General features: G+C 72.1%; 21 protein-coding genes. 8 read left to right on the top strand and 13 right to left on the bottom strand.

Going from position 1 to position 25312, the window contains the following annotated elements:
* Nucleotides 1-414 precede the first annotated feature (414 nt).
* From pssA to SYYSPA8_RS36470, 10 genes are all read right to left on the bottom strand, one after another.
* Nucleotides 415-1269, bottom strand: coding sequence for a CDP-diacylglycerol--serine O-phosphatidyltransferase (gene pssA / locus SYYSPA8_RS36515; protein ID WP_323451778.1), 855 nt, complete (start codon nucleotides 1267-1269; stop codon nucleotides 415-417).
* Nucleotides 1262-1918, bottom strand: coding sequence for a phosphatidylserine decarboxylase (locus SYYSPA8_RS36510; protein WP_323451777.1), 657 nt, complete (start codon nucleotides 1916-1918; stop codon nucleotides 1262-1264). Before SYYSPA8_RS36510 ends, pssA begins: the two co-directional genes overlap by 8 nt.
* A 169-nt stretch (nucleotides 1919-2087) precedes the next feature.
* Nucleotides 2088-3293 carry an acyl-CoA dehydrogenase family protein gene (locus tag SYYSPA8_RS36505; protein ID WP_323451776.1) on the bottom strand — a complete coding sequence of 402 codons (1206 nt, stop codon included), beginning with the start codon at nucleotides 3291-3293 and terminating at the stop codon, nucleotides 2088-2090.
* A 2-nt stretch (nucleotides 3294-3295) separates the two neighbouring features.
* The gene (locus SYYSPA8_RS36500; protein WP_323451775.1) at nucleotides 3296-3871 is read right to left on the bottom strand and encodes a MaoC family dehydratase; all 576 of its coding nucleotides are present in this window, start codon (nucleotides 3869-3871) and stop codon (nucleotides 3296-3298) included.
* A 5-nt stretch (nucleotides 3872-3876) separates the two neighbouring features.
* The gene (locus tag SYYSPA8_RS36495) at nucleotides 3877-4845 is read right to left on the bottom strand and encodes an HpcH/HpaI aldolase/citrate lyase family protein (protein ID WP_323451774.1); all 969 of its coding nucleotides are present in this window, start codon (nucleotides 4843-4845) and stop codon (nucleotides 3877-3879) included.
* Complete coding sequence (locus tag SYYSPA8_RS36490) at nucleotides 4842-6866, bottom strand: protein meaA (RefSeq protein ID WP_323451773.1); 2025 nt, start codon at nucleotides 6864-6866, stop codon at nucleotides 4842-4844. The genes SYYSPA8_RS36495 and SYYSPA8_RS36490 overlap by 4 nt, the downstream gene beginning before the upstream one ends.
* Before the next feature lie 10 nt (nucleotides 6867-6876).
* Nucleotides 6877-8214 (bottom strand): crotonyl-CoA carboxylase/reductase, encoded by a 1338-nt coding sequence (ccrA, locus tag SYYSPA8_RS36485; protein WP_323451772.1) that lies wholly within the window; start codon nucleotides 8212-8214, stop codon nucleotides 6877-6879.
* Between the two features lie 365 nt (nucleotides 8215-8579).
* A complete protein-coding gene (locus SYYSPA8_RS36480) occupies nucleotides 8580-11333 on the bottom strand; it encodes a glycosyl hydrolase family 95 catalytic domain-containing protein (RefSeq protein ID WP_323451780.1) in 2754 nt (917 codons plus the stop codon).
* A gap of 387 nt (nucleotides 11334-11720) precedes the next feature.
* On the bottom strand, nucleotides 11721-12653 hold the full coding sequence (locus SYYSPA8_RS36475) for a TetR family transcriptional regulator (protein WP_323451771.1): 933 nt from the start codon (nucleotides 12651-12653) through the stop codon (nucleotides 11721-11723).
* Between the two features lie 403 nt (nucleotides 12654-13056).
* A complete protein-coding gene (locus tag SYYSPA8_RS36470) occupies nucleotides 13057-14838 on the bottom strand; it encodes a 3-hydroxyacyl-CoA dehydrogenase family protein (RefSeq protein ID WP_323451770.1) in 1782 nt (593 codons plus the stop codon).
* A 487-nt stretch (nucleotides 14839-15325) separates the two neighbouring features.
* Between SYYSPA8_RS36470 and SYYSPA8_RS36465 the strand changes: the two genes are divergently transcribed.
* Nucleotides 15326-15892: a HEAT repeat domain-containing protein gene (locus SYYSPA8_RS36465; RefSeq protein WP_323451769.1), complete on the top strand. Its 567-nt coding sequence runs from the start codon at nucleotides 15326-15328 to the stop codon at nucleotides 15890-15892.
* Between the two features lie 116 nt (nucleotides 15893-16008).
* Here SYYSPA8_RS36465 and SYYSPA8_RS36460 read toward each other — a convergent pair whose 3' ends face one another.
* Nucleotides 16009-16614: a hypothetical protein gene (locus SYYSPA8_RS36460; RefSeq protein ID WP_323451768.1), complete on the bottom strand. Its 606-nt coding sequence runs from the start codon at nucleotides 16612-16614 to the stop codon at nucleotides 16009-16011.
* A 179-nt stretch (nucleotides 16615-16793) separates the two neighbouring features.
* Between SYYSPA8_RS36460 and SYYSPA8_RS36455 the strand changes: the two genes are divergently transcribed.
* The gene (locus SYYSPA8_RS36455; RefSeq protein WP_323451767.1) at nucleotides 16794-18320 is read left to right on the top strand and encodes a helix-turn-helix domain-containing protein; all 1527 of its coding nucleotides are present in this window, start codon (nucleotides 16794-16796) and stop codon (nucleotides 18318-18320) included.
* A gap of 26 nt (nucleotides 18321-18346) precedes the next feature.
* Here SYYSPA8_RS36455 and SYYSPA8_RS36450 read toward each other — a convergent pair whose 3' ends face one another.
* Entirely contained in the window at nucleotides 18347-18766 is a 420-nt protein-coding gene (locus SYYSPA8_RS36450) for a RidA family protein (protein ID WP_323451766.1), read from the bottom strand.
* Nucleotides 18767-18798: 32 nt separating this feature from the next.
* Nucleotides 18799-19881 (bottom strand): Rv2578c family radical SAM protein, encoded by a 1083-nt coding sequence (locus tag SYYSPA8_RS36445; RefSeq protein ID WP_323451765.1) that lies wholly within the window; start codon nucleotides 19879-19881, stop codon nucleotides 18799-18801.
* 193 nt (nucleotides 19882-20074) lie between these two features.
* Between SYYSPA8_RS36445 and SYYSPA8_RS36440 the strand changes: the two genes are divergently transcribed.
* From SYYSPA8_RS36440 to SYYSPA8_RS36415, 6 genes are all read left to right on the top strand, one after another.
* Nucleotides 20075-20530 (top strand): SRPBCC family protein, encoded by a 456-nt coding sequence (locus SYYSPA8_RS36440; protein ID WP_323451764.1) that lies wholly within the window; start codon nucleotides 20075-20077, stop codon nucleotides 20528-20530.
* 167 nt (nucleotides 20531-20697) lie between these two features.
* Nucleotides 20698-21441, top strand: a complete 744-nt coding sequence (locus SYYSPA8_RS36435) for a class I SAM-dependent methyltransferase (protein ID WP_323451763.1) — start codon at nucleotides 20698-20700, stop codon at nucleotides 21439-21441.
* A gap of 249 nt (nucleotides 21442-21690) precedes the next feature.
* Nucleotides 21691-21924, top strand: a complete 234-nt coding sequence (locus SYYSPA8_RS36430) for a hypothetical protein (protein WP_323451762.1) — start codon at nucleotides 21691-21693, stop codon at nucleotides 21922-21924.
* Nucleotides 21917-23023, top strand: coding sequence for a response regulator (locus SYYSPA8_RS36425; RefSeq protein WP_323451761.1), 1107 nt, complete (start codon nucleotides 21917-21919; stop codon nucleotides 23021-23023). The genes SYYSPA8_RS36430 and SYYSPA8_RS36425 overlap by 8 nt, the downstream gene beginning before the upstream one ends.
* Nucleotides 23024-23118: 95 nt before the next feature.
* Nucleotides 23119-23952, top strand: a complete 834-nt coding sequence (locus SYYSPA8_RS36420; protein WP_323451760.1) for a M55 family metallopeptidase — start codon at nucleotides 23119-23121, stop codon at nucleotides 23950-23952.
* Nucleotides 23945-25306, top strand: a complete 1362-nt coding sequence (locus tag SYYSPA8_RS36415) for a M20/M25/M40 family metallo-hydrolase (protein ID WP_323451759.1) — start codon at nucleotides 23945-23947, stop codon at nucleotides 25304-25306. The genes SYYSPA8_RS36420 and SYYSPA8_RS36415 overlap by 8 nt, the downstream gene beginning before the upstream one ends.
* Nucleotides 25307-25312: the final 6 nt, after the last annotated feature.

Here is a 25312-nt window from a genome sequence, read left to right as displayed (position 1 = left end):
GGAACGAACACCCCAGACCGTTCATCTGGACCAAGACCGCCGACGAGATCCTCGACAAAGTCGCCCACTACTGCCGACGAATCTCCGACTCAGGTCACTAGGTCGTTTCTTACGGATCAGGCTGGGTCAGGGAGCGGGGTCTGGTGCATGGGGTCTCCCCAGGCCCGCCAGGGCCGTGGGGACGCATCGCAAGGCGGAGGAATGAGTCCATGCGGTGGGGGTACCTCCCGGGCCGCCAGGCCCAGGGGGCCAGCGGCGATTGACGACAACGCGGCGTGGGGGTACCTCCCGGGCCGCAAGGCCCAGGGGGAGTGCGGTGCCAGGGCACGCGAGCCCCAGCAAGATCCGTAAGAGACGGCCTAAGGCCCGGACGTGGATACGTCCGGGCCTCGTCCCGTCATGGGCGGTACGGCGTCAGGAGTGCTGCGCCGCCCGCGCCTCCCGGCGGTTGTACCGGAAGGTGTTCACCCGTCGTGCCGTGGCGAAGAGCGGGATCACCGCGCCCAGCACCACCTGGAGCGCGCAGCCCGTCTGGAGCAGCAGATGGCCGCCGGGCGCGTCGAACGCCCAGGCCGCCAGCAGCCCCATCGCGGATACGATCCAGCCGAGCATCGCCACCGCCAGGACCCCGCGCGGCTTCGGGTACTCCACCCGGCTCACCATCAGCCAGGCCGTGCCGATGATCGCCAGCAGGGTCGGGATGAACGGCAGCTCCAACAGGACGATGGAGACCACGGTGAGCGCGCCGAAGGGGCTCGGCATGCCCTGGAACATGCCGTCCTTCATGGTGACGCAGGAGAATCTGGCCAGCCTCAGCACCACAGCCAGTAGCACCACGATCGCGGCGAGTGCCGAGACCTTCTCCACGGCGGTGGTGTCGACCATGCCCCAGACCAGGACGAAGTAGGCCGGCGCGAGTCCGAAGCTGATGAGGTCGGAGAGGTTGTCCAGCTCCGCGCCCATCGGCGAGCTGCGCAGCTTGCGTGCGACGAGCCCGTCGAAGAGGTCGAATACCGCAGCCGCGAGCATCAGGATCACGGCGGTGGCGGCGCTGTGCCGCGCCATGCCGGTCTCCTGGCTGCCCTCCAGATGCGGGATGAGGATTCCGGTGGTGGTGAAGTACACCGCCATGAATCCGCAGGTCGCGTTGCCGAGGGTGAGCGTGTCCGCTATCGAGAGCCGGAGCGAGAGGGGCATTTCCTCCGCTTCGTCCTCGGCTTCCTTCTCCGCCTCGGCCACCCAGCCGGCCTGTGTATCAGGATCAATCACGGTCAATGCGAGTCACCCCCGCGGTCGTGGTCTGCCCGACCTCGACCGCGACCTCGACACCTTCCGGAAGGTAGATGTCGACGCGCGAGCCGAAGCGGATCAGACCGATACGATCGCCCTGCTCGACCTTGGTGCCCTGCGGCACGTAGGGCACGATGCGCCGCGCGACCGCTCCGGCGATCTGCACCATCTCGATGTCGCCCAGCTCGGTGTCGAAGTGCCAGACGACGCGCTCGTTGTTCTCGCTCTCCTTGTTGAAAGCCGGAACAAAGCCGCCGGGCACATGCTCGACCGAGGTGACCGTGCCCGCCAGCGGGGCACGGTTGACATGGACATTCAGCGGGCTCATGAAGATCGCGACGCGGGTGCGTCCGTCCTTCCACGGCATGATGCTCTGCACCACGCCGTCGGCGGGCGAGATGACGCGGCCCTGGGCGATCTCGCGCTCGGGGTCGCGGAAGAACCACAGCATGCCCGCCGCGAGCGCGGTGGTGGGCACGGCGATGGCCGCGGCGCGCCGGGACCGACCGGCACGGGCCAGGCTGAGCGCGGCCGTGGCGACGGTCGGCAGAAGCCACGGCGATGCTCCGCGTGCGATCCGTACGCCGGCGAGGCTGTCGCGGTGTGCAGAGGTTTGGCTGTGGGGCATGGATGACCTTCGTAGCGGACAATGCCGCGCTGATTGACGGGGACGGCGACTTTCCATCGATGTTATCGGGTGCAAGCGGTAACTGGGAAAGCCAGAAGCCGAGTCGACGGCCGGAAGGCGATGACGCGGTGTGATCTTCTTCGCTGACAAATTGCCTTAAATCCGACAATCAGCCCTGGATTCGATACTCCTCAAGGAGCCTCCGGCCAATGATCATTTTCTGGATCTCGGCGGTTCCCTCACCGATCAACAGCATGGGCGCCTCCCGGTAGAGCCGCTCGATCTCGTACTCCTTCGAGAAACCGTAGCCGCCGTGGATCCGGAAGGCGTCCTCGACGACCTCTTTGCAGTATTCGGCGGCCAGGTACTTCGCCATCCCTGCCTCCAGGTCGTTTCGTTCCCCGGAGTCCTTTTTGCGGGCCGCATTCACCATCATCGCATGCGCGGCCTCCACCTTGGTGGCCATCTCCGCCAGCCGGAACTGGATCGCCTGATGGCCCGCGATCGCGCGGCCGAAGGCATGCCGCTGCTGGGCGTAGGAGATCCCCAGCTCAAAGGCGCGCTGCGCGACCCCGCACCCCCGCGCGGCCACATTGACCCGGCCGACCTCGACGCCGTCCATCATCTGGTAAAAACCGCGGCCGGTGGCCCCGCCGAGCACCCGGTCCGCGGGCACCCGCAGACCGTCCATGATCATCTCGGTGGTGTCGACCCCCTTGTACCCCATCTTCTCGATCTTCCCGGGGATGGTCAGCCCCGGCCGGACCTCGCCGAAGCCGGGTTCCTTCTCGATCAGGAAGGTCGTCATCGACCGATGGGGCGGAGCGTCGGCGGGGTGTCCTTCGTCACTGCGCACCAGCACGGCCACCAGCGAGGAGGTCCCGCCGTTGGTCAGCCACATCTTCTGGCCGGTGAGGAGATAGCCGTCACCGTCCCGGACCGCCTTGGACGTGATCGCCGACACATCCGAGCCGAGCCCCGGCTCCGACATCGAGAACGCCCCGCGCACCTCGCCCCGCGCCATCCTGGGCAGGAAGGTCTCCTTCTGCTCCCGGGTGCCGTGCTGCTTGAGCATGTACGCGACGATGAAGTGGGTGTTGATGATCCCCGAGACGGACATCCACCCCCGGGCGATCTCCTCCACGCACAGCGCGTAGGTGAGCAGCGACTCGCCGAGACCGCCGTACTCCTCCGGGATCATCAGCCCGAAGACGCCCAGCTCCTTCAGCCCCTCCACGATCCGGGTGGGGTACTCGTCCCGGTGTTCCAGCTCGGTGGCGACCGGGAGGATCTCCCTGTCGACGAAGTCCCGGACGGTCGCCAGGATCTCCTGCTGGACCTCGGTCAGGTCATGTGTCCGGGCGAGTCGCGCCATGATCAGTTCTCCGTGGTCGAGGACGGGGACGGGGACGGGGAGGCGGAGGCGGAGGAAGAGCGGGGAGTGGCCGGGAAGCCGGCGGGCAGCGGCCGGCCCGGCTGCTCCCCGCCCCGCGCGTCGATGTACTCCCGGGTCGGGACCATCACCTTGCGCCGGAAGACGCAGACCAGCGTCCCGTCCTGCTTGAGACCCCGGGTCTCCACGTGCACGATCCCCCGGTCGCTCTTCGACCGCGACGGCGTCTTGTCCAGCACCGTGGTCTCGCCGTAGACCGTGTCGCCGTGGAAGGTCGGCGCCACGTGCCGCAGCGACTCGACCTCCAGATTGGCGATGGCCTTGCCCGACACGTCCGGCACGGACATGCCGAGGAGCAGCGAGTAGACGTAGTTCCCCACCACGACATTGCGGCCGAAGTCGGTCGTGTGCTCCGCGTAGTGGGCGTCCAGGTGGAGCGGGTGGTGGTTCATCGTCAGCAGACAGAAGAGGTGGTCGTCGTACTCGGTGACCGTCTTCCCCGGCCAGTGCCGGTAGACGTCCCCGACGGTGAATTCCTCGTAGGTGCGGCCGAACTGCATGGCGATCAGGCCTCCGGGGGCAGGAAGACGGATGTACGGGTCATGGCGGCCGCGCGGCCCTTGCCGGAGACGACCAGCGCCATCTTCCGGCTGGCCTCGTCGATCATCTCGTCGCCGAGCATCACCGAGCCCTTGCGCCCGCCGGCCTCGGAGGTGTGCCACGCGTACGCGTCCAGGATCAGTTCCGCGCGGTCGAAGTCCTCCTGGGAGGGGGCGAAGACCTCGTTGGCGGCCTCGACCTGGCCCGGGTGCAGCACCCACTTGCCGTCAAAGCCCAGTGCGGCGGCCCGCCCCGCGACCTCGCGGAAGCCGTCCACGTTCCGGATCTGGAGATAGGGGCCGTCGATGGCCTGGAGGTCGTGCATCCGGGCGGCCATCAGGATGCGCATGAGGATGTAGTGGTAGGCGTCCGCGGGATAGCCGGGCGGCTGCTCGCCCACGACCAGGGTCTTCATATTGATCGAGGCCATGAAGTCGGCCGGGCCGAAGATGATGGTCTCGATGCGGGGCGACGCGGCGGCGATGGCGTCCACGTTCACCAGGCCGGCGGCGTTCTCGATCTGCGCCTCGATGCCGATCCGGCCCACCTCGAAGCCCATGGCCTTCTCGATCTGGGTGAGCAGCAGGTCCAGGGCGGTGATCTGCTGGGCGTCCTGCACCTTCGGCAGCATGACGCAGTCCAGGTTCTGGCCGGCGCCCTCGACCACGGTGACGACGTCGCGGTAGGTCCACTCGGTGGTCCAGTCGTTGACCCGGACCACCCGGGTCTTGCCGGTCCAGTCGCCCTCGTTGAGGAATTTCACGATGGTGTGCCGGGCCTCCGGCTTGGCGAGCGGGGCGCAGGCGTCCTCCAGGTCGAGGAAGACCTGGTCGGCGGCGAGGCCCTGGGCCTTCTCCAGGAACCGGGGGTTGGACCCGGGCACCGCCAGGCAGGAGCGGCGCGGGCGCAGGCGGTTCACGGTCGGGCGGGTCATGCGGGGACCTCCAGGGGGTCGAGCCGGTTGGCGGTGCGGATCTCGTCGACGATACGGCCGATGATCTCCGTGATGCCGAAGTCCTTCGGGGTGAACACCGCGGCCACTCCGGCGGCGCGCAGGGCGGCGGCGTCGGCGCCGGGGATGATGCCGCCGACGACGACGGGCAGCTCGTCGGCGCCGGCCGCGCGCAGCCGCTCCAGGACCTCGGGGACCAGCTCGCCGTGCGAGCCGGAGAGGATGGAGAGTCCGACGCAGTGCACGTCCTCGGCGAGGGCCGCGGCGACGATCTGTTCGGGGGTGAGCCGGATGCCCTGGTAGACCACCTCGAACCCGGCGTCCCTGGCCCGTACGGCGATCTGTTCGGCGCCGTTGGAGTGGCCGTCCAGGCCCGGTTTGCCCACGAGCAGCCGCAGCCGGCCGCAGCCCAGGTCGGCGGCGGTGCGCGCGACCTTCTCCCGGACGGCGGCGAGCGGGGAGCCGGCCTCGGCGGTGCCGGTCAGCGGCGCGGCGGAGACCCCGGTGGGCGCGCGGAACTCGCCGAACACATCGCGCAGGGCCCAGGCCCACTCGCCGGTGGTGACGCCGGCGCGGGCGCACTCCAGGGTGGCGGGCATCAGGTTCGCGGTCCCCGCCGCCGCCTTCTTCAGGGCGGTGAGCGCCTCGGTGGCCCGGACCTCGTCGCGGTCGTCGCGCCAGGTGTGCAGGCCGGCCACCACCTCGGCCTCGTTCGCCGGGTCCACGGTCAGGATCGCGGTGTCGAGGTCGGCGGTGAGCGGGCTCGGCTCGCTCGCGGCGTGGACGTTGACGCCGACGATCTTCTCCTCGCCCGACTCGATCCGGGCCCGCCGCTCGGCGTGCGAGGCGACCAGCCGGGACTTGAGATAGCCGGACTCCACGGCGGCGAGCACCCCGCCCATGTCCTCGATCCGGTCCAGCTCGGCCAGGCAGCGGCCGGTCAGGGCGTCCACCTCGGCCTCGATGACATGCGATCCGGCGAAGATGTCGTCGTACTCCAGCAGGTCCGACTCATGGGCGAGCACCTGCTGGATCCGCAGGGACCACTGCTGGTCCCAGGGGCGGGGCAGGCCCAGTGCCTCGTTCCAGGCGGGGAGCTGTACGGCGCGGGCGCGCGCGTCCTTGGAGAGGGTGACGGCCAGCATCTCCAGGACGATCCGCTGGACGTTGTTCTCCGGCTGGGCCTCGGTCAGCCCCAGCGAGTTGACCTGGACGCCGTAGCGGAACCGCCGCCGGCGGGGGTCCTCGATGCCGTACCGCTCCCGGGTGATCCGGTCCCAGAGCCGGGAGAACGCGCGCATCTTGCACATCTCCTCGATGAACCGGACGCCCGCGTTCACGAAGAAGGAGATCCGGCCCACGACCTCGTCCCGGCGCTCGGGCGGGATCTGTCCGGTGGCGAAGACGGCGTCGAGCACGGCCGTGGCGGTGGCGAGGGCGTAGCTGATCTCCTGGACCGGGGTCGCCCCGGCCTCCTGGAGGTGGTAACTGCAGATGTTGATCGGGTTCCACCGGGGGATGTGCGCCACGGTGTAGGCGATCATGTCGGTGGTCAGCCGGAGCGAGGGGCCGGGCGGGAAGACATGCGTCCCGCGGGACAGGTACTCCTTGACGATGTCGTTCTGGGTGGTCCCCGTCAGGGCCGTGAGGTCCGCCCCCTGCTCCTCGGCGACCACCTGGTAGAGCGCCAGCAGCCACATCGCGGTGGCGTTGATCGTCATCGAGGTGTTCATGCGTTCCAGGGGGATGTCCCTCAGGAGCGCGCGCATGTCCCCGAGATGGGCGACGGGCACCCCGACCCGGCCCACCTCGCCGCGGGCGAGGACGTGGTCGGGGTCGTACCCCGTCTGGGTGGGCAGGTCGAAGGCGACCGACAGGCCGGTCTGGCCCTTGGCGAGGTTGCGGCGGTACAGCTCGTTGGACGCCTCGGCGGTGGAGTGCCCCGCGTAGGTCCGCATGAGCCATGGCCGGTCCTTCGGACGCTTCGGACGTGAGGGTGTCATCGCGGGGACCTCAGCGATCGCGGAACAGGTTGATGGCGTCGAGATGCTTCTCGCGCAGCTCGTGGTCGCGCACGCCCAGGCCCTCCCGGGGGGCGAGGGCGAGCACGCCGACCTTGCCCTGGTGGAGATTGCGGTGGACGTCGTAGGCGGCCTGCCCGGTCTGCTCCAGGGGGTAGACCTTGGAGAGCGTGGGGTGGATCCTCCCCTTCGCGATCAGCCGGTTGGCCTCCCACGCCTCGCGGTAGTTGGCGAAGTGGGAGCCGATGATCCGCTTCAGTGACATCCAGAGATAGCGGTTGTCGTACTCGTGGGTGTAGCCGGAGGTGGAGGCGCAGGTGACGATCGTGCCGCCCTTGCGGGTCACGAAGACGCTGGCGCCGAAGGTCTCCCGGCCGGGGTGCTCGAAGACGATGTCCACGTCCTCGCCGCCGGTGAGTTCACGGATCCGCTTGCCGAACCGCTTCCACTCCCGGGGGTCCTGCCGGTGCTCGTCCGGCCAGAAGCGGTAGCCCTCGGCGCTGCGGTCGATGACGGCCTGCGCGCCCATCGCCCGGCACAGCTGTGCCTTCTGCTCGCTGGAGACCACACAGATCGGGTTGGCGCCGCCGGCCAGCGCGAACTGGGTGGCGTACGAGCCGAGTCCGCCGCTCGCGCCCCAGATGAGGACGTTGTCGCCCTGCTTCATCCCGGCCCCGTTGCGGGAGACGAGCTGACGGTACGCGGTGGAGTTCACCAGCCCCGGGGCCGCCGCCTCCTCCCAGCTGAGGTGGGCCGGCTTGGGCATCAGCTGGTTGGACTTGACGAGCGCGATCTCGGCGAGGCCGCCGAAGTTGGTCTCGAAGCCCCAGATCCGCTGCTCGGGGTCGAGCATGGTGTCGTTGTGGCCGTCGGAGGACTCCAGCTCCACCGACAGGCAGTGGGCCACCACCTCGTCGCCGGGCTGCCAGGCGTTGACCCCGGGGCCGGTGCGCAGCACCACGCCCGCCAGGTCGGAGCCGATGACGTGGTACGGCAGGTCGTGCCGCCGGGTCAGCTCGGAGAGGCGTCCGTACCGCTCCAGGAAGCCGAAGGTGGAGAGCGGCTCGAAGATCGAGGTCCAGACGGAGTTGTAATTCACCGAGCTGGCCATGACGGCCACCAGCGCCTCGCCGGGGCCGAGTTCGGGCACGGCCACGTCCTCGACGTGCAGTGACTTACGGGGGTCCTTCTCCCGGGTGGGCAGCCCGGCGAACATCTCGGTCTCGTCCTTGTGCACCGTCACGGCGCGGTAGGACTCGGGCACCGGCAGCGCGGCGAAGTCGGCCGGCGTGGTGTCCGCCGACTGGATCGCGTCCAGGATTTCCTTCACGGTGGGGCCTCCGGCGAAGCGCGTCGGGGCACCCTTGAGGGCCCCGGCGGGAGTGAGGGTCGAATGCGTGCTGCTGCTGTGGAGGTGGCCGTCGGTTCGGCGCGGGTGCTGCGGTGGCGCTGGTGGGCGCTGCGGTACGGAGCCTGTGACGCAGGCGTCCGGGCGCACGGGCACGATGGCCCGAGGGGACAGCCGGCGCACGCGGTGGTCGCGCTGCCGGCCGCCCGGACGAGCCCAACGTATGGCACTCCGTGTCACTTGACAAGACACTGCGTGCCAGGAAATTCCCTCATCTGTTCGGTTGATCTCACGCATGAGCGGTACGGGCTCGTGTGCGCACGAATCCGTACCGCTCATATGGCCGTTCAGCCGACCGGCGCCTCCAGGGAGAGGGCGAAGACATGCGCCCGCGCCGCCCCCGACGGACGCCCCAGCACCACGGAGACCAGCCGCTTCGCCGGATCCACCGGCACCCGCTGATGGAAGATCGCCGCCTTGGTGCCCAGCGGCCCCGCACGCGTGTGGATCTGACCGGTCCGCACCGCCTCCGTCTCCCCGTACGCCGGACCGGAGAGCCAGCCCGTCAGCCGCACCGGCACCGCCCGCACCGACCCGTCCGCGTACGACAGCACCGCCGGGACGGTCGCGTTCCCGGTGTCGCCCGCGCCCAGGACATGCAGCCGGACGTACGCCCCGGGCGGCACCGCGACCGTCTGGCCCGCAGCGATCACGTTGTTCGGCGTCCCCTCGCTCCCGTTGGCGACCGTGAACACGATTCCGTCGTCCGTGGTCCGGCCCGTCTGCGGCAGCTGCGCCATCGGATACGTCCGCCCGTCGCCGTCGAAGTCCCCGTCCGCGAAGAACATCTCCGTGGTGATGCCGTCGTTGTCGAAGTGCGCGCCCAGATCGACCGGGGTCACCCCGCCGGCCGGGCTCAGAGCCGGCAGCCCCCAGGGCTCGGCGGGCCGGGTGATCCGCACCGGCTCCACGACCGTACGGGGACGGCTCCCCACCGGATGGATCAGCGCCTCCGCCCGCCGCGGCAGCTCCAGCTCCACCTCGCCGCCGCCCAGATCGCGCCACGGCGGCGGCGGGCCGCCGATGCCCGACACCGTCACCGGGCCCGCGATCGAGTGCCGCACCCGGCACCGGTCCCCGTCCGCCACCCGGTGCGCGGGCGGCGCACCCACCGCCCGCACCCGCACCCAGCGGGTCGCCCCGCCCCGGCGGACCGCGCTGACCAGGAAGGCACCCTCGGTACGGAAGTCGTGGAGCGTCACATCCGCCCACTCGCCCGGCACCCCGGGGAAGATCCGCACCACCCCGCCCCAGCTCTGGCAGACCATGTCGTGCAGGGACATCGCCCCCGACAGCGGGGTCTCGATCACCGGACCCGCCTCGTAGTACATCGTGTTCGGCTGGATGAACCGGGCCACCAGCTCCCGCAGCAGACGCAGCGCGTCGTCCCCCCGGCCCATCTGCGCCGAGATGGACGCCGCCCCGGTGAAGCTGTAGCCCCGCAGCGCGCCCTCGAAGCCGATCCAGTGCTGGAGCGAGCGCGCGATCAGCTCCCGGTGCTCCTCCTGGTCCCAGGTGACCAGATACAGCGGATAGACGGCGAGCAGATGGGAGTAGTGCCGGTGGGACGGCACCCCGGCCCCGACCATGAACCCCTTGTCGTCCACCGGGTAGTCGGCCAGCCGCGCCAGCACCTCGCGCCAGCGCGACTCCAGCGGATCGGACCGCTTCAGCAGCCGCACCGTCTCCAGCAGGGTCGCGCAGCTCCACCTCAGCAGCGCCAGATCGTAGTGGCAGTCCGGAGCGCTGCCGTACTCCGGCGAGAACGTCTTCGGCAGATGCAGCCGGCCGTCCGCGCCGGGCGTGAGGAAGTGCAGGTAGTAGTTGGTGGAGCGGCGCAGCAGCGGATAGAGCACGTCCGCCAGGATCCGGCGGTCCAGAGTGTGCCGGTAGGACAGCCAGACGTTGTGGAGCGCCCAGGGCAGATTGCCCACCTCCGGGTCGCCGACTCCCGGCACGCCCACCCAGCCGGCGTCGTCGCACCGCGCGTCGGTGGAGCGGCGCAGCCCCGCCGAGTCGTGCCGGTAGGGCGCCCGGAGCGCCCCGACGAGGATGCCGGTGTTCTCCGCGAGGGTCCGGGGGAGGGCGTCCAGCTCCAGATGGTTGGAGCCGTACACGGGCCAGTACTCCAGCTGCGCGTTGAGGTTCCACCACACGCTCGGCCAGGGCGTCGGCTCCAGCCAGGGACCGGTGGTCGCCATCACGGGGGCATGGGCGCGGGCCGCGCTGCCCAGCTTGTAGAGCTGGATCCAGTAGAAGCTCTGGAGCAGCTGGTCGGGGACGGACAGGAAGCTCTTGCGGTAGAACCGGTGCCACCCGTCGCGGTGGGTGCGCCGCAGCGCCGCCGGGGGCAGGGCCGCCGCCCTGCGGACGGTGGCGGCCGCCCGCGCCGCCGCGTCCGTGCCCGGGTGGGAGTGCGCCACCGACAGCAGGAAGGAGCGCTCCCGGCCCCGGCGGCGCTCCCGGTGCGCGGTGGCGGTGAGGCCGCCCGCGTACAGCTCCTGGGTGACGAGGGTCAGCCCGTCCTCCTGGCGGGTGGTGGGCGGCGGGTTGGGCGGGAAGTCCGCCGGCGGAGGTTCGCGCACGATCCGGGGGCTGACGGCAGGCGACGGCCGGAAATCGAAGCGGAAGCCCTCCTCGCCCTTGCTCGGGCGGACGGTCAGGACCAGCAGATCGCGATCGTCGTGGACCAGGGCGCGCAGCCGCAGGGTGCCCCGGTCGGTGGTGATCACGCCGGTGGCCTCGGCGTTCCAGAGGTCGAGCCGCAGCTCCGCGCCGGTGATGGCGCCCACGGGGACGAGCACCGCGTTGCCGACGGGGAGCCGGGCGACGCCCCACTCGTTGCCGAACTCCGGCCGGTGGTCCTGGACCTCGCTGTGGTGGACGGTGAAGCGCACCGCGTTCTCACCGGGTTCGGCGTACAGGATCGAGCCGAGCAGCCCGTTGCCCAGGAAGGGGCCCTCGTACCAGGTGCGCGGCAGGCGTTTCCAGATCAGGTCCTGCCCGCCGAGGAAGTCCTGCCACTCCTGGTCGGTGCGCATGCCGCGCAGCGGTCCCGCGCGGCCCTCCCGGTACGGGCCGGGGTGGGGTCCGGCGGGCGGGGCGGCGGCCGGGGCGGCTGCGGCGGGCGCGGCCGCGGCGGGGGTTCCGGCGGCCACCCCGCCCGCTGTTCCGGCCGCGACCCGCCCCAGAAATCCCCGCCTGCTCACGGCCACGACCGATCAACTCCGTCCAAGGACGTGCACAGTGATCCGATGGCTGAACGGTGTGGAGCGTAGGAAGAGACCTCTGGTGCGTCAAGGGGGAGTAAACACCGGGGGATTGGGGCCCTATGGATACGGGCCACGCAGTGGATCACGCCCGCCGTGCAACGCGAGACGGCCCCGGCTCGCCAGAACATCGGGCGGCCGGGGGGGCCGGAGGGGTGCTCAGGCGCGGTGGGCCTGGAGGGCGCGTTCGATCGTCCGCATCACATCGTCCAGCGGCGCGTCGGTACGGGCCACCGCGACCAGTACCTCGCCGTCCTGGCCCAGCACCACGGGGGCGGCCGGCGCCGCAGCCGTCACGGAGTCCCGGGCGGTGCTCTCGGCCCCGGCGGGGGCGGTCGCCTCCCCGGCGGCCCCGGCGGCGGCCCCGGTGGTCCCGGAGGCCGCGTGGTCACCGGGGCGGGCCGCGCCGATCCCCGTGCCGAAGGTGTCCCGGACGATCGCGAACGCGTGGTCGAGCTGTGACTCGACATCGCCCTCGCCGCCCGCCCGCAGCCAGCGCCGCAGCACATGGTTGTGCGCGGTCACCACCGCCGACGCGGCCACCTCCGCCAGCAGCGGATCATCGTTGCCGTCGTGGTGGTCGCGCTCGTCGAAGTGCCCCAGCAGATAACGGGTGAACAGCCGCTCGTACCGGGCCACGGAGGCGATCTCCCGCTCCCGCAGCGTCGGCACCTCACGGGTGAGCCGGTAGCGCTCCACGGAGACCGCGGGCGACGCGGCGTACATCCGCATCACCTCCTTGATCCCCCGGCACACCGTGTCCAGCGGCTGCTCGTGCGCGGGAGCCGCGTTCAGCACCGCCTCCGCCCGGACGAGGGTGTCGTCGTGGTCCGGGAAGATCGCCTCCTCCTTGGACCGGAAGTGGCGGAAGAACGTGCGCCGGGCCACCCCGGCGGCGGCCGCGATCTCGTCGACGGTCGTCGCCTCGTACCCCTTGGTCGCGAACAGCTCCATCGCCGCCGCCGCCAGTTCGCGGCGCATCTTGAGCCGCTGGGCGGCGGCACGGGTGCCTGCGGCGCTCCCGGGAACGTCGGCGGAAGTCTTCGGACGGGCGGGCCTGGCGGGCTGGGACATGACCCGAACGTACTGCATCGGCGCAGGAGAGCGCGCCTGTGGGTGGTCCACGCCCCCGTTCCCGCCGGGGGCCGCGACCGGGCGCCGACCGGCGCACACGCACCCCGGTCGGGCGCCGCCCGGGAACTCCCCGGCCGGGTGAACCCCGCCGGGCCCCATGGCACCGAGCGCCCAGGGGCGGTTCCCCTGGCCCGAACCGGAACCCGGCGTGGGGGTGGGACCGGTGGTGGGTGCGCGCTCGGTGACGGGGCCCGGCGGGTGCCCCCGATCCGGAACGGAATCCGCCGCGGAATCCCCTGCGGAATCCGTCGCGGGATTCACCGCGGGATCCGCTGCGGGATTCACTGCGGGATCCGTTCCGGGGGGCGGGCCCGGCCCGTGCGCGGACGGCGGCCGCGCCGGACCGGGAGCCGTCGGCCGGTCAGCGCCGGGCATGCTCGCGGAAGCCGCGCCCCGTCTTGCGGCCCAGGCAGCCCGCCGCCACCAGCTGTTCGAGCAGCGGCGCCGGTGCGAGCCCCGGGTCGCGGAACTCCCGGTGCAGCACCCTCTCGATCGCCAGGGAGACATCGAGACCGACCACGTCGAGCAGTTCGAACGGCCCCATCGGATAGCCGCCGCCCAGCTTCATCGCCGCGTCGATCTCGTCCGGCGACGCGTAGTGGTTCTCCACCATCTTCACCGCGTTGTTCAGATACGGGAACAGCAGTGCGTTGACGATGAACCCGGCCCGGTCGCCGCAGTCCACCGGGTGCTTCTTGATCGTCGCCGTCACCGCACGCACGGTGGCATGGACATCGTCCGAGGTGAGGACCGTACGGACGATCTCGACCAGCTTCATCGCGGGCGCCGGGTTGAAGAAGTGCATCCCGATGACATCGCCGGGGCGGTCCGTGGCCCGGGCGCACACCACCACCGGCAGCGAGGACGTCGTCGTCGCCAGAACGGCGCCCGGCTTGCACACCGCGTCCAGCGTGGCGAAGAGCGCCCGCTTGACCGCCAGGTCCTCGGCCACCGCCTCCAGCACCAGATCCGCCCCGGCGAACGCGCCCAGCGCACCGGCGGGCGCGATCCGCTCCAGCGTCCCCGCCGCCGCCTCGGCCGTCATCCGGCCCTTGGCCACCGAGCGCTCCAGCGACCGTTCGACCCGGCCCCGGGCCGCCGCCGCCTTCGCGGTCGACCGGGCGGCGAGCACCACCCCGTAACCGGACCGGGCGAACACCTCGGCGATCCCCGCCGCCATCGTCCCCGAGCCGGCGATCCCCACCGTACGGACCTCGCGGCCGATGGTCGGGAAGCCGGACGGCTGGGGGGTGAGGGCGTCCGGCACCACGGCGGCGGTGCCGGGACCGGCGTACGTGTAGAAGCCGCGCCCCGCCTTGCGCCCGGTCAGACCGGCGTCGCTGAGCTGCCGCAGCACCGGGGCGGGGGCGTGCAGCCGGTCCCCGGACTCCGCGTACATCGCCTCCAGGACGGTGCGCGCGGTGTCCACGCCGACCAGGTCGAGCAGGGCCAGCGGGCCCATCGGCAGCCCGCAGCCGAGCCGCATCGCCGCGTCGATGTCCTCGCGGGAGGCGTACTTCGACTCGTACATCGCCGCGGCCTGGTTGAGATAGCCGAACAGCAGGCCGTCGGCGACGAAACCGGTGCGGTCCCCGGCGGTGACCGGCTCCTTGCCCAGGTCGCGGGCGAGCGCGGTGACCGCCGCCACGGCGGAGGGCGCGGTCAGCACCGAGGAGACGATCTCGACCAGGCGCATGGCGGGCGCCGGGTTGAAGAAGTGCATCCCCAGCACTCGTTCGGGGTACTGGGAGTCGGCGGCCAGCCGGGTCACCGACAGGGCGTTGGTGCCGGTGGCCAGGATCGTGCCCGGCCGGACCACGCCGTCCAGCTCGCGCAGCACCTGCCGCTTGACCTCGTAGGACTCGGGGACGACCTCGATCACCAGATCGGCGTCCGCGGCGGCGCCGAGGTCGCGGTGGGTGCGGAAGCGGGCGAGGACCCGGGCCCGCTCCGCCTCGGTGAGCCGGCCGCGCGCCACACAGCGGGCGGTGGCCGCCTCCAGCGCGGCGACGGCGGCGCGGGCGGCGGAGTCGCTGATGTCGACGCCGACGACGGTACGGCCCGAACGGGCGAGGACTTCCGCGATGCCGGTACCCATGGTGCCGAGGCCGACGACGGCGACGGTGGGGAGAGGAGTGTCCATCGGGGGACTCCAGGTGAGTGACGACTGAAGAGGAGGAGGGCGGTGAGCGGGAGTGCGGACACGCCACGAGCACATCGAGCACATCGAGCACGGCGAGCGTGTCGAGCACATCGAGCACGGCGGGCGCGTCAAGGACCGGGCGCGCCGGGCACGCCGCGCGCAACGGGTGGGGAAGAAGAAAAAGGGGGGAACGGGCGGTACCGGGGCGGAACCACGTCCGGGCGGGCGCCCGGCCGGGCCTGGTGCGGGGCGGGCCCTGTCCCGGGGCCGCGCCGGTCCGGCACACGGATGGTGCGTACGCGTGCCGGGAACTTTCACCGAACCGACGGCGATTCCCGGCGGCTGCGTCACCAGGCCACCGGGAGAGAGGCGGGGGTTGCCCGCTCACTTGAGGTTAACTGGCGGGTAACGAGCGCGCCATACCCGTGCGGGTGTGATCTGGGTCGCCCGTACAGCGCCGGCGGCGCCCCGGGCTACGCTGATCGTCATGGACGAGGAATTACGCTCCCTGGCCCAGCGGTTGAGGTCCGAGTCCGGTGGCCCGGCCGCGTTCGAGCGACTGCTGACGACCGGGGACCACGAGGAACTGGCGGCCGTCCTCACCGCACCGGAACGCCCGCTGTGGGCCCGCGAGACGGCGGCCTTCCGGCTGGGCTGCGCGGGGGACCGCCGGGCCTTCGAATCGCTGGTGCTGCTGCTCAACCACCGCGACCCGGAGCGCTGTGTCTCCGCCGCACACGCCCTCCACGAACTCGCCGACCCCCGGACCGCCCGCGCCGCCGCCGCGCTCGCCACCAACGAACTGCGGGTCGCCTACGCCCTGGTGCCGGTACGGCTGCTCACCCGGCTGCGGGCACCCGAGTCCGTACCGGCGCTGATCACCGTGCTCCGCCGCAGACTGACGCCCCGGGATCCCTACGGCCGGGTGGCGCTGGCCTGCGTCGAAGGGCTGGGCGCGCTCGGCGACCCCCGGGCGGCCGGGGTGCTCGGCGACGCCCGCGGTGTGCCCCGGCTGCGGGCGGCGGCGGAAGCGGCCCTCGCCCGCCTCGGCTGAGAGTGCCCCCGGGGTACGCGTACGGGCCCGCCGGCCGGCAGGGTGCCGGCCGGCGGACCCGGTCGTTCAGTGCGGGCGCCCCGGCGCCAGGGCGCCCTGCGGGCTCAGGCCCAGGCTCAGTAGAGCTTGGCGACCGCGGTCTTCGTGGTCTTCTTGAACGCCTTCACGGGAGCGCTCTTGAGCGTGCCGAACTCCCCCCAGCCCACCACGGTGACCGTGCGGCCGTCCCGGCCGACGGAGAACAGGTTCACGTCGTACGCCGAGTTCGGGCGCACGGTGGCGACGCCGTAGACGTGGGCACCCTCCTCGACGCCGACCTTGCCGTAGTACTTCTCCTGGCCCTTGAGCTTCTTGTCCTCCTTCTTCAGCCGCTCCAGGCAGTTCGCGATCCGGTCGCGGACCGAGGAGACGAGCTTCTTGGCCTGGGCCGTGGAGGAGGCGACGGTGGTCGTCTGCTCGGCGCCGGTCTCCTTGTTCGTGACGCGGAAGGTCCGGTACGAGCTGCCCTTCGTCGGCAGGGCCTTGCTGTAGCAGGTGTCGAAGGTCTTGCCCGGCTTCACCTTGTCGGCCTTCCAGCCCTTGCCGGGCAGTTCCTTCGCCGCGAGGAACTTCGGCTTCGGCTGCGGGGCGCTCTGCGCCGGAGCGGCGGTGGCCATCGCGAAGGAGGCGGTGGCGAGGGCGACGGCCACGGAGGTGGCGGCGGTCGTGCGGAGCTTGTTCATGGAAGTGCGTTCCCCCAGGTCGGGTCGGTCGGTTGAACAGGCATCAGCTTCCGCACACCGCCGGGGGTGGGACAACCGTCCCACCCCCTCCGCCTGCCATGGAACCATTCCACCCTTTCTGACGTGGGATTATGTGCAGGGGTGGAACGCCGCTCCGGGACGACGGGGGAGCTGGAACGGTGGGGACGCAGAGCCAGGGTCCGGGCACGGAGGCATTCGCCCGGCGGCTGCGGGAGATACGCGAGGCTTCGGGGCGCAGCTACGGGGCACTCGCCCGCAGGATCGGGGTCAGCGGCTCCACGCTGCACCGCTACTGCTCCGGGCACACGGTGCCGATGGAGTTCGCGCCGGTCGAGAGGTTCGCCCGGTTCTGCGGCTGCCAGGGGGAGGAACTGGTGGCGCTGCACAGCCTCTGGCTGGCCGCCGACCGGGAACGGACCCTGCGCCAGGAGGCGGCGGGCACCTTGCCGAAGTCCGCGCCGAGGCCTGTGCGGGAGTCCGAGCGGGAGTCCGTGCCGGATTCTGTGCCGGAGCCCGCTCCGGCGGCCGGTACGGAAGCGGGTACGGAGCCGGCCATGGCCGCCGACGTGCTGGCGGGGCCGGCGGGGCCCGTGACGGCGGGGGAGCCCAGGCAGCCCGAGGTCACCGTCGTACTCGCCGAGCGCCCGCGACCGGGTGCCCGGGACCGCCGTCGCCCCCGGCCCCTCCTGATCGGCGCGGCCGCCGTCGTCACCGCCGTCTGTGTCCTCGTCACCCTGCTGACCCTCGACGGATCGCTGTTCGGCAACAGCGGTGACAGCCGTGAGCCCGGCACCGCCCTGGTACCCGACGGCGGCCGGGCATCCGCACCGGACCCCGACCCGGACCCGGACCCCGACCCGTCCCCGGACCGTTCGGCACCCACGGCCTCGCCGTCCGGGAAACCCTCGCCGTCCGCTTCCGCCTCGGCACCGCCGCGCCCGACGGCCTCGCGCGGCCCGTCCGCCGGGGCGGTGACGGCCACCGGCGCCGCAGGCGGGGCCACCGGCCCCCGGGCCTCCACCGGACCCCCGGCGCCGGTCCGGAAACCGGACGGACCCCTCCCGTTCACGGTCTCCACCGACCAGCACGCCTGGGAAGCCGGGTGCAACCACACCTATCTCGTGGACCGGAAGCCCGGGGCCGTCCCCCCGCCGCCCGTCGCGGCCGACGCCCGCCCGTGGGCCAGCGCCCTCGGCGCCGTGCACGGCCGCGACACCCTGGTGCGCTTCACCGTGCAGGGCCGCGGTGAAGAGGCCGTCGTCCTCCAGGCGCTGCGCGTCCGGGTCGTCGCACGGCGGGCGCCCCTCCCGTACAACGCCTTCCGGATGGACTCCGGCTGCGGCGGCGCGCTGACCGAGCGGACCTTCGCCGTCGATCTCGACAAGCCCCGGCCCGTCGCCCGCCCGGTGCCCGGCGTCGACGGGGAGAAGGACATCCCGGCCGTCTCCTTCCCGTACCGGGTCTCCGCGAAGGACCCCGAGGTACTGCTCGCCACCGCGACCACCGCAGGCTGCGACTGCGAGTGGTATCTCGAACTGGAGTGGAGCAGCGGGGACCGCTCGGGGACGACCCGGATCGACAACGGCGGCCGCCCGTTCAGAACCAGCGCGGCCGGGGGCCGGCCGAGCTACGACTACGACCACGGCGCCCGCCGCTGGGCCCCGTCGACCTGGACGAAGGACTAGGCCGTCTCTGACGGATCCTGCCGGGCTCAGCCGCCGCGCGGGCCCTCCTCCGGCAGCAGCGCGTACGCCTCGATCTCGACCAGCAGCTCGGGCAGGATCAGCGCGGACACCTGCACCGCCGAACTGGCCGGCAGCCGCTCCGGGTCGAGTACTTCGTCCCGGGCCGTCCGCACCTGTGCCAGATGGTCGATGTCGGTGACGAAGTAGGTCAGCTTGACGATGTCGTCGAAGGTCGCGCCCGCCGCCGCGAGAGCGCGCCGGATGTTCTCGAACACCCGGCGCGACTGGGCGAGGGGGTCGCCGACGCCCACCACCTCGCGCCGCTCGTCGAAGGCGCACTGCCCGGACACGGCCACGAAGCGGCCGGTGCCCCAGACGACATGGCTGTAGCCGGTGCCGGGAGCGAGCCCCTCGGGGGCCTTCACATAAGTCGGTCGATCGGTCATCCGCCCATGATCACTCGCCGGGCCGGGCGGGTTCACAGCAGGGTCAGCTGAGTGGGCCCCGCCGTCCCGCCGCTCCCGCCTGCCCCTCCCATGTCCTCCATGCGCTCTGTCCCCTCTGCCGCCTCCGGGTCGCCCCGCCGGATCCGCCGGGGCAGCGCGGGCCCGGCCGGGCCGATCCCGTACTCCGCCGCCAGCTCGTGGACCTGGCGGGTGATCCGCCTCTGGTACCAGGTGGGGGCGTACGCGCCGGCCGCGTACAGCCGCTCGTACCGCCCCACGAGCTGTGGATGGCGCTGCCGCAGCCACTCCATGAACCACTCCCGGGCCCCGGGCCGCAGATGGAGGACGAGCGGGGTCACCGAGGTCGCTCCGGCGGCGGCGATCGCGCGGACCGTGGCCCGCAGCTGGTCCGGGTGGTCGCCGAGGAAGGGGATCACCGGGGCCATCAGGACCCCGCAGCCGATGCCGCGCTCGCCCAGCGCGCGGACCACGTCGAGCCGGCGGGCGGGTGCGGGGGTGCCCGGTTCGACCGTCCGCCACAGGTCGTCGTCGACGAAGCCGACCGAGACGGAGATCCCGACCTCGCTCACGCGGGCGGCCTCGGTCAGCAGATCGAGATCGCGCAGGATCAGCGTGCCCTTGGTGAGGATCGAGAACGGGTTGGCGCGCTCGGTCAGTGCCTCGATGATCCCGGGCATGAGCCGGTAGCGGCCCTCGGCCCGCTGGTAGCAGTCGACGTTGGTGCCCATCGCCACATGCGCGCCCCGCCAGCCGGGCGCGGCCAGCTCGCGGCGGAGCACCTCGGGGGCGTTGATCTTGACGACGATCTGGGAGTCGAAGCCGTGTCCGGTGTCCAGGTCCAGATAGCTGTGCGTTTTGCGGGCGAAGCAGTACACGCAGGCGTGCGAGCAGCCCCGGTACGGATTCACGGTCCAGGTGAACGGGACCCGGGAGGCCCCGGGCACCCGGTTCAGCAGCGACCGGGCCCGGACCTCGTGGAAGGTCATGCCCCGGAACTCGGGGGTGTCGAAGGTCCGCGTGGTCACGGCGGACGTGCCGAAGAGCGCGGAATCCCGGGCCCGGACGGGGTTGTCGGCCAGCTGGTCCCAGCGCATGGACGTCTCCTCGGTCGTACGGAGCCCAAAGAATAGAACATGTGTTCGCATGATCGCAGGGGGTCGGCACGCGACCCCGTGACCAGGACCCGGGACAGGGGCCCCGGATTTGGGTGGTGGGTGGTGGGATGGTTGGCTAGGCCGGGCCCACGCGGCACCCCCACACCCAAAGTCGACTGCTGGAGGAAGAGTCATGGCGCAGGTCGAGGCCACGACGGAGCGGATCATCGCGGCGGACGCGGAGACCGTGATCGACACACTGGCCGACTACTCGGGCACACGCGCGAAGCTGCTCCCGGAGCAGTTCAGCGAGTACGAGGTCCGTGAGGGCGGCGACGGCGAGGGCACCCTCGTCCACTGGAAGCTCCAGGCCACCAAGAAGCGGGTGCGGGACTGCCTGCTGGAGGTCTCCGAGCCCACCGACGGGCAGCTCGTCGAGAAGGACCGCAACTCGTCCATGGTCACCACGTGGACCGTCACCCCGGCCGGGGAGAAGCGGAGCAAGGTCGTCGTCACCAGCGTGTGGAACGGCGCCGGCGGCATCGGCGGGTTCTTCGAGCGCACCTTCGCCCCCAAGGGCCTGGCCCGCATCTACGACCTGGTGCTCGACCGGCTGGCGGCCGAGGTCGCCCGCGACGCCGGAGCGTAGCGGCGGGGCGGCCGTACCGACGCGGCCGCCCCGCCGGGCACACCGGGCACCCTGGACACCCCGGGCACGCCGGGCACGGGCCAAAGTCCGTGAGCCGTTCTTGTGGAGAAACCCATCACGCGATAGACCACCTCTTGACGCGAAGTCAACATATTCGGGAGCCGGTCATGAGTGTCACTGATGGATACATGCATGCCTGGGAGGGTTTCTGGAGCGAGGTGTCCGGGGCGCGCGGCGAGGTCTTCTGGGACACCGAGCCCGAGCTGACCGTGGCCCTGCACCTCGCCCTCTTCGAACCCCATGTGGACGACCACCGGCTCACCCTGGTGGACATCGGCTGCGGCAACGGCACCCAGACCCTCTTCCTCGCCGACCGCTTCCCCGGCGTCCTCGGGGTCGACCTGTCCGCCGCCGCCATCGCGCTGGCCCTGCGGCGGGAGCGCCCCGAACCCCTGGGGGAGATCCGGTTCCGGCAGCTCGACGCCGTCGACAGCGCCGGGATCGCCCGGCTGCGGGCGGAGACCGGCGACTGCAATGTCTATGTCCGCGGGGTGCTGCACCAGGCCGAGCCGCAGGACCGGCAGGCCCTCGCGGACGCGATAGCGGTCCTCGTCGGCACCCGGGGCCGCGCCTTCGTGGTGGAGCCCGCCGAGGCGGCGGGCCGGCGCCTCGCCGAACTGGCCGCCGCGCCGGCCGGGCCACCCCCCAAGCTCCAGCCCGTGCTGCGGCACTGCGTCGCCCCGCGGACCATGTCCGACGACGAGCCGACCGCGCTCTTCGCCGCGGCCTCGCTCCCGGTCCTCGCCGAGGGCGAGCTGCCGCTGACGACCACCGAGTACGAGCCCGACGGCTCACGGATCGCGCTCCCGTCGAAGTGGCTCGTCCTGGGCCGGCGGCCCGAGCGGCCCTGAGCACCCCCGGTGACGGGCGACGGGTGACGGGATGGGGCGACGCGCGGCCCGCGCGCGGGCGCGTACCAGCCGGAGCCGCACGCGCTGGTGTTGCGCCGCCAACGCCTGTCAACGTTGCCGGTGTGACGGTTGTCCGGTGCAACGCCCGCCCCCCGTTCCATGCTGGGCCACGCCCTCCGGCGGACATCGCCCGGAGGAGTGGGGTCCGGCCCGTGTGGCCGGGTGGGGAAAGGGGCGTGAAGGGGCGTGATGGAACGTTCACTGCTCTCCGTACGGGCGGCCCTGGTGCTGGCCCTCGCGGTGCTCGCGGGGATCGGGGCGGGTGTGCTGACCGCGCTGGCCGGGGACGGTGCCGCGCGCAGCGTGCTGTACGGACTGGCGGCCGCGGGGGTCGCCGTACCGTTCTTCGACCGGCTGGTGGAGCCGGGTGTTCCGCAGGACGCCGGGCGCGGCCCGGCCGCGGGAGGCGGCGGCGATGACTGAGCTGCGTCCCCTGGCGGGGGACCTCAGGGAGCCGTCGCGGGCCCTGGCCCAGGCCCTGCGGGAGCTGTTCGCCGGTCTGGAGGTGTCGGTGCGCCGGTACGCGGCCCGCCGCAACCGGGACGCGGGCACCTTCTCCCGCTATCTCAGCGGGACCCGGGTGCCGCCGTGGGAGGTGGTGATGGACCTGTTCACGGACCTCGCCGAGCACCGGGGCACCCCGGCGACCCCGGAGGCCATCGAGCTGATACGCGGCCTGCACCGGGCGGCCGTCGAGGCGGGCACCTCCCCGCAGCACGCCGTGGAGGTGCTGGAGCAGCAGCTCGCCGACGCCGACCGGGTCTCCCGCCGGTCCACCGTGCGCGGGGACGTCCTCGGCGAGGCCCTGCTCGACCGCCAGCACCAGATCGCCGACCTGGAGGTGCGGCTGAGCCAGCTGGAGGCGGAGTGGCAGGCCGAGCGGGAGCGCGCCGACCGGCTCGCCGAGGCGTGTCCCGACCTCACCGCCCTGCTGTGCGAACGGGACACCCTGCGGGGCGAGGTGGCCCGGCTGGCGGCCGAGTTGGAGGCCACCCGCCGCTGCCGGGAGCAGGCCGAGGAACGCTGCTTACTCCTCGAACGGCAGCTGGAGTCCGTCGAGCGCGCCCACCGGGGCACCGGGCTCGCCGCCGTCGCCCCCGACCCGGTGCCGCTGGTGCGGACCCTGCCCAAGGTGCTGATCGTGGACGACCAGCCGGACAACCTGCTCGCCATGGCGGCCGTCCTGTCCACCCTCGACCAGGAGCTGGTGCCCGTCTCCTCCGGGCGCGACGCGCTGAAAGCCCTCCTGGACCACGACGACTTCGCGGTCATCCTCATGGATGTGCAGATGCCGCACATGGACGGCTACGAGACGGCGGCCCACATCAAACGCCGCCACCGCAACCGGGACGTGCCCATCATCTTCCTCACCGCGATGGGCGACGACCCCGAGCACTCCGCGCGCGGCTACGCGGCCGGTGCCGTCGACTACATCGGCAAGCCCTTCGACCCGTGGGTGCTGCGCGCCAAGGTCGCCGTGTTCACCGGGATCCATCTGGAACGCCGCTGTGCGGCGCACTGAACGGCCGCACAGCCGCCACAGGCCGCACCCGGGGGATCCGTGAGGTTGTCCACAGGTCCTCGGGGCGCCGTGGCCGGGAGGGTTACAGTGAGCCGATGAAGATCCTGATCAGCGCCGATATGGAAGGCGCCACCGGAGTCACGTGGCCGGCGGACGTGCTGCCGGGCAATCCCCAGTGGGAGCGCTGCCGCCCGATGTTCACGTCCGACGTGAACGCCGCCGCGCTCGGTTTCTTCGACGGCGGCGCCGACGCGGTGCTCGTCAACGAGGCCCACTGGTCGATGCGCAACCTCCTCCTGGAGCGGATGGACGAGCGGGTCGAGATGCTCACCGGACGGCACAAGTCGCTCTCCATGGTGGAGGGGGTGCAGCACGGCGACATCGACGGCATCGCGTTCATCGGCTACCACACCGGCGCGGGCACCGAGGGCGTGCTCGCCCATACCTATCTCGCCAACCAGCTCACCGGCGTCTGGCTGAACGGCGTCCGCGCGAGCGAGGGCCTGCTGAACGCCCACGTCGTCGCGGAGTACGGCGTTCCTGTCATCCTCGTCACCGGCGATGACCTGACCTGTGTCGATGCCGGGGGGTACGCGCCGCGGGCCCGTACGGTCGCGGTGAAGGACCACGTCTCGCGGTACGCGGCGGTCTGCCGCACCCCCGCCCGTACGGCCGCCGACATCCGGGCCGAGGCCAAGGAGGCCGCCGCCCTCGCCGTGCGGCACGAGCCGGTGACGGCGGGCCCCCACACCATGGAGCTGGAGTTCGACGCGGAGCACCTGGCCGCCGCCGCGACCGTGGTGCCCGGAGTGCAGCGTTCCGGCGAGCGCCGGACCGCGTACACCAGCGACACCATGTACGAGGCCATCCGCACCTTCAAGGCCGTGACCACGATCGTTTCCGCAGCCGTGGAGGAGCAGTATGGCTGAGCACGTGTACCCCCACCCCCAGGAGCCGTCCCCCGGCCCGGTCGACGCGACCGCGCTCGACGAGGTGGTCGCCTTCACCTCCGAGCTGATCCGTATCGACACCACCAACCGGGGCGGCGGGGAGTGCCGGGAGCGGCCCGCCGCCGAGTACGTGGCCGAGCGCCTGGCCGCCGCCGGGCTCGAACCGGCCCTCCTGGAGCGCGTCCCCGGGCGGACCAACGTGGTCGCCCGCATCGAGGGCACCGACCCCTCGGCCGACGCCCTGCTGGTCCACGGCCATCTCGACGTCGTCCCCGCCGAGCCCGCCGACTGGACCGTCCACCCCTTCTCGGGCGAGGTCAGGGACGGCGTCGTCTGGGGCCGGGGCGCCGTCGACATGAAGAACATGGACGCGATGATCCTCTCGGTCGTCCGGGCGTGGGCCCGCGCGGGCGTGCGGCCCCGCCGGGACATCGTCATCGCGTACACCGCCGACGAGGAGGCCAGCGCCGAGGACGGCTCCGGCTTCCTCGTCGCCCGGCACCCGGAGCTGTTCGAGGGCTGTACCGAGGGCATCAGCGAGTCCGGGGCGTACTCCTTCCACGCCGGGGGCGGCATGACGCTCTACCCCGTCGGCGCCGGGGAGCGCGGCACCGCCTGGCTCCGGCTCACCGCCCACGGCCGGGCCGGGCACGGCTCCCGCGTCAACCGGGAGAACGCGGTCAGCAGACTCGCCGCCGCCGTCACCCGCATCGGTGAGTACCAGTGGCCCGTCCGGATCACCCCCACCGTCCGCGCGGCCCTCGCCGAACTCGCCGTCCTGCACGGCATCGACACCGACACCACCGCCGACGACTTCGACCCCGACGAACTCATCGCCAAGCTGGGCCCCGCCGCCGCCCTGGTCGAGGCGACCGTGCGCAACAGCTCCAACCCGACCATGCTGGAGGCCGGGTACAAGGTCAACGTCATCCCCGGGCAGGCCACCGCCTACATCGACGGCCGGATGCTGCCCGGCACCGAGCAGGAGTTCGCGGACACCCTGGACCGGCTCACCGGGCCCGGCGTGGAGTGGGAGTTCCACCACCGGGAGGTGCCGCTGCTGGCCCCCGTCGACTCGCCGACCTTCGCCAAGCTCCGCGCCGCCATCGAGCGCTTCGACCCCGACGGCCACGTCCTGCCGTACTGCATGGCCGGCGGCACCGACGCCAAGCAGTTCTCCCGGCTCGGCATCACCGGCTACGGCTTCTCCCCGCTGAAGCTGCCCGAGGGCTACGACTACTCCGCGATGTTCCACGGCGTCGACGAGCGGGTCCCGGTGGACGCCCTGCACTTCGGCGTCCGTGTGCTCGACCACTACCTGCGCTCTGCCTGAGGGGGA

The organism is Streptomyces yaizuensis (genome assembly GCF_034961445.1).
Lineage (GTDB): Bacteria > Actinomycetota > Actinomycetes > Streptomycetales > Streptomycetaceae > Streptomyces > Streptomyces yaizuensis.
Note: the sequence above shows the minus strand (reverse complement) of the source record. Positions and strands in the feature narration are given on the sequence as shown.